The 5,569-nt window shown below is 53.7% G+C and carries 2 rRNA genes; both read right to left on the bottom strand.

Annotation, left to right across the window (positions count from 1 at the left end):
• Positions 1 to 123: 123 nt before the first annotated feature.
• Positions 124 to 3,256 (bottom strand): 23S ribosomal RNA (locus ACIOU9_RS17885).
• A gap of 598 nt (positions 3,257 to 3,854) precedes the next feature.
• Positions 3,855 to 5,380 (bottom strand): 16S ribosomal RNA (locus tag ACIOU9_RS17890).
• Together the 16S and 23S rRNA genes form the textbook arrangement of a ribosomal RNA operon.
• Between the last annotated feature and the right edge of the window lie 189 nt (positions 5,381 to 5,569).

Genomic DNA, 5,569 nt, shown 5'->3' on the forward strand with positions numbered 1-5,569 from the left:
TGTTTTCCGGTGCTACAAAGTCTTGTAACTCATCCGTATTTGCTGGCTAGAGGTTGTTGTCTCGTAACCGCATAGTGAACGCGAACAGCATTGAAATCATCAGTTCAAATATTGTTTTATTGTGTGTTGAAAGTCATCGGCCTATTAGTACAGGTCAGCTACACAAGTCTTTAGTCCTTGCTTCCACATCCTGCCTATCAACCCAGTGGTCTAGCTGGGGGCCTCTCACACTCAAGGTGCATGGAAATCTCATCTCGAAGCAGGCTTCCCGCTTAGATGCTTTCAGCGGTTATCCCTTCCAAACGTAGCTAATCAGCGATGCACTTGGCAGTACAACTGACACACCAGAGGTTCGTCCGTCCCGGTCCTCTCGTACTAAGGACAGCCCTTCTCAAATTTCCAACGCGCGCAGCGGATAGGGACCGAACTGTCTCACGACGTTCTAAACCCAGCTCGCGTACCGCTTTAATGGGCGAACAGCCCAACCCTTGGGACCTACTCCAGCCCCAGGATGCGACGAGCCGACATCGAGGTGCCAAACCATGCCGTCGATATGGACTCTTGGGCAAGATCAGCCTGTTATCCCCGAGGTACCTTTTATCCGTTGAGCGACGGCCCTTCCACGAGGTGCCGCCGGATCACTAGTCCCGACTTTCGTCCCTGCTCGAGCTGTCACTCTCACAGTCAAGCTCCCTTGTGCACTTACACTCGACACCTGATTGCCAACCAGGCTGAGGGAACCTTTGGGCGCCTCCGTTACATTTTAGGAGGCAACCGCCCCAGTTAAACTACCCATCAGGCACTGTCCCTGAACCAGATCATGGTCCGAAGTTAGGTGACCGGTACAGCCAGAGTGGTATTTCAACGATGACTCCACCTGAACTAGCGTCCAAGCTTCACAGTCTCCCACCTATCCTACACAAGCTGCACCGAACACCAATACCAAACTATAGTAAAGGTCTCGGGGTCTTTCCGTCCTGCTGCGCGTAACGAGCATCTTTACTCGTACTGCAATTTCGCCGAGTTCATGGTTGAGACAGCGGGGAAGTCGTTACTCCATTCGTGCAGGTCGGAACTTACCCGACAAGGAATTTCGCTACCTTAGGATGGTTATAGTTACCACCGCCGTTTACTGGGGCTTAAATTCTCAGCTTCGCATTACTGCTAACCAGTCCTCTTAACCTTCCAGCACCGGGCAGGAGTCAGTCCGTATACATCGTCTTGCGACTTCGCACGGACCTGTGTTTTTAGTAAACAGTCGCTTCCCCCTGGTCTCTGCGGCCCACACCCGCATCAGAGAAGCAAGTTCTCATCACGGGGCAGGCCCCCCTTCTTCCGAAGTTACGGGGGCATTTTGCCGAGTTCCTTAACCATGATTCTCTCGATCGCCTTAGTATTCTCTACCTGATCACCTGTGTCGGTTTGGGGTACGGGCGGACTTGGACCTCGCGCCGATGCTTTTCTAGGCAGCATAGGATCACCGAATCACCCCGAAAACGGGGCGCCTATCAGGTCTCAGAATATATGAGCGGCGGATTTGCCAACCACTCTTCCTACACCCTTGGACCAGGTCAATTCCATTGCCTGGCTCGGCTACCTTCCTGCGTCACACCTGTTAATACGCTGACCTCACTGCATCGGTTCCCACCACATCAACCAGCAAGATACCCGAAGGCACCAACAGCTAGCGTCAATCATGGTTAGCATCCACAGCTCAGTATGGGCGGTCCTTCGCCGGTACGGGAATATCAACCCGTTGTCCATCGACTACGCCTGTCGGCCTCGCCTTAGGTCCCGACTAACCCAGGGCAGATTAGCTTAACCCTGGAACCCTTGATCATTCGGCGGACGGGTTTCTCACCCGTCATTCGCTACTCATGCCTGCATTCTCACTCGTGTGGCCTCCACCGCTGGTTTACACCGCGACTTCACCGTCCACACGACGCTCCCCTACCCATCCAAACACCCAATCGAAACCAGGTTAATATTTGAATGACGCAACTTCGGCGGTGTGCTTGAGCCCCGCTACATTATCGGCGCGGAATCACTTGACCAGTGAGCTATTACGCACTCTTTCAAGGGTGGCTGCTTCTAAGCCAACCTCCTGGTTGTCACAGCAACTCCACATCCTTTTCCACTTAGCACACGCTTAGGGGCCTTAGTTGGCGTTCTGGGCTGTTTCCCTCTCGACTATGAAGCTTATCCCCCACAGTCTCACTGCTGCGCTCTCACTTGCCGGCATTCGGAGTTTGGCTAAGGTCAGTAACCTTGTAGGGCCCATCGCCTATCCAGTAGCTCTACCTCCAGCAAGAAACACGCAACGCTGCACCTAAATGCATTTCGGGGAGAACCAGCTATCACGAAGTTTGATTGGCCTTTCACCCCTACCCACAGCTCATCCCCTCCATTTTCAACTGAAGTGGGTTCGGTCCTCCACACGCTCTTACACGCGCTTCAACCTGGCCATGGGTAGATCACTTCGCTTCGGGTCTAGATCACGCCACTCAAACGCCCTATTCAGACTCGCTTTCGCTACGGCTTCCCCACACGGGTTAACCTCGCGACGTAACACTAACTCGCAGGCTCATTCTTCAAAAGGCACGCCATCACCAGGGAACAAGTCCCCAGCTCTAACGGATTGTAAGCGCACGGTTTCAGGTACTATTTCACTCCCCTCCCGGGGTACTTTTCACCATTCCCTCACGGTACTGATTCACTATCGGTCATCAAGTAGTATTCAGGCTTACCAGGTGGTCCTGGCAGATTCACACAAGGTTTCACGGGCCCCGTGCTACTCGGGTATCAACACTAGAACGGCAGACACGCATTACACCTACGGGACTATCACCCTCTATGGTCCGGCATTCCAACCGATTCACCTATACGCCTGCACCTCATCCCACCAGCAAGATAGCGCTGGTACATGCCGACCCCACAACCCCGGTGATGCAACGCCTATCCGCTATCACACACCAACCGGTTTAGCCCCATCCGCGTTCGCTCGCCACTACTAACGGAATCACTGTTGTTTTCTCTTCCTGCGGGTACTGAGATGTTTCACTTCCCCGCGTTCCCTCCACACAGCCTATACATTCAGCTGCAGGTCACACCACATAACATGGTGCGGGGTTCCCCCATTCGGAAATCCTGGTCTCAACGTCCGGTTATCGACTCCACCAGGCTTATCGCAGATTCCCACGTCCTTCATCGGCTCTTGATGCCAAGGCATCCACCGTGCGCCCTTAAAAACTTCAACACAACATCAAAGTCAAAAGATATGAGCAATAAAACAATCTAACAAAATCACGCAGACAAGACTCCAACACCAGGCAATCCAAGGAAAAGGACTACCCAGCTCATCTCATCTGCAAGATGCTCGCGTTCACTATACAGTTCCCAAACAACAACCCCGCACCCCCGCAACAACACCCCAAAACCAACACCAACCAAAGGCCAGCATCAATCCAACAGGACATCCTTGCAGCAAACACAGGACAAACACCGAAACACCAAGAACCCCTCACCCAAGCGAACACCACCAGGACCCTCCCCACAGGAAGAACCCCAGCAACCATTCACCAGGAAAGGAGGCTTGTTGCCTCAAAACCCAACAGCATGCCAAACCATACAAACCACACAACACCCACACACCGCATTCCAGCACCGCAAGAAGAAAACCCCCTGCAATGCGTACTAGCAGATGCCCAAGCACCACGCGGCCACAGCCAATACCCCGCACCAGCATCAGCCAGCACGTTTTCCGGTATTGAGTCCATTGATATTCCACCCATGAGCAACCCACCCGGACAACACTCGTGTCCAGCATGGGCAACCAATAATGGTTAGCTCCTTAGAAAGGAGGTGATCCAGCCGCACCTTCCGGTACGGCTACCTTGTTACGACTTAGTCCCAATCGCCAGTCCCACCTTCGACGACTCCCCCCACACAAGGTGGTTAGGCCATCGGCTTCGGGTGTTACCAACTTTCGTGACTTGACGGGCGGTGTGTACAAGGCCCGGGAACGTATTCACCGCAGCGTTGCTGATCTGCGATTACTAGCGACTCCGACTTCATGGGGTCGAGTTGCAGACCCCAATCCGAACTGAGACCGGCTTTTAGGGATTAGCTCCACCTCACAGTATCGCAACCCATTGTACCGGCCATTGTAGCATGCGTGAAGCCCAAGACATAAGGGGCATGATGATTTGACGTCATCCCCACCTTCCTCCGAGTTGACCCCGGCAGTCTCCCATGAGTCCCCACCTTTACGTGCTGGCAACATGGAACGAGGGTTGCGCTCGTTGCGGGACTTAACCCAACATCTCACGACACGAGCTGACGACAACCATGCACCACCTGTGAACCAGCCCCGAAGGGAAACCCCATCTCTGAGGCGGTCTGGCACATGTCAAGCCTTGGTAAGGTTCTTCGCGTTGCATCGAATTAATCCGCATGCTCCGCCGCTTGTGCGGGCCCCCGTCAATTCCTTTGAGTTTTAGCCTTGCGGCCGTACTCCCCAGGCGGGGCACTTAATGCGTTAGCTACGGCGCGGAAAACGTGGAATGTCCCCCACACCTAGTGCCCAACGTTTACGGCATGGACTACCAGGGTATCTAATCCTGTTCGCTCCCCATGCTTTCGCTCCTCAGCGTCAGTAAATGCCCAGAGACCTGCCTTCGCCATCGGTGTTCCTCCTGATATCTGCGCATTTCACCGCTACACCAGGAATTCCAGTCTCCCCTACATCACTCTAGTCTGCCCGTACCCACCGCAGATCCGAGGTTGAGCCTCGGACTTTCACGGCAGACGCGACAAACCGCCTACGAGCTCTTTACGCCCAATAAATCCGGATAACGCTTGCGCCCTACGTATTACCGCGGCTGCTGGCACGTAGTTAGCCGGCGCTTCTTCTGCAGGTACCGTCACTTTCGCTTCTTCCCTACTGAAAGAGGTTTACAACCCGAAGGCCGTCATCCCTCACGCGGCGTCGCTGCATCAGGCTTTCGCCCATTGTGCAATATTCCCCACTGCTGCCTCCCGTAGGAGTCTGGGCCGTGTCTCAGTCCCAGTGTGGCCGGTCACCCTCTCAGGCCGGCTACCCGTCGTCGCCTTGGTGAGCCATTACCTCACCAACAAGCTGATAGGCCGCGAGTCCATCCCCCACCGATAAATCTTTCCACCAACAACCATGCGGTCAAAGGTAATATCCGGTATTAGACCCAGTTTCCCGGGCTTATCCCAGAGTCGGGGGCAGGTTACTCACGTGTTACTCACCCGTTCGCCACTAATCCACCCAGCAAGCTGGGCTTCATCGTTCGACTTGCATGTGTTAAGCACGCCGCCAGCGTTCATCCTGAGCCAGGATCAAACTCTCCATAAAAAAATAAAAAGCCACCGGCAACCCCTTGGAAAATAAGGGCGAAGCCAATGAAGTCCTGGCGAATAATAAAACACTCAAGAACACTGCACGGGGGTGCAATGCCTCAAGCAAATGTTATGTATTCACCAAATAAAAATATTCGGTATCAACAAACTTGGCACACTATTGAGTTCTCAAACAACAAACACT

Source organism: Glutamicibacter sp. NPDC087583 (assembly GCF_044743685.1).
Lineage (GTDB): Bacteria > Actinomycetota > Actinomycetes > Actinomycetales > Micrococcaceae > Glutamicibacter.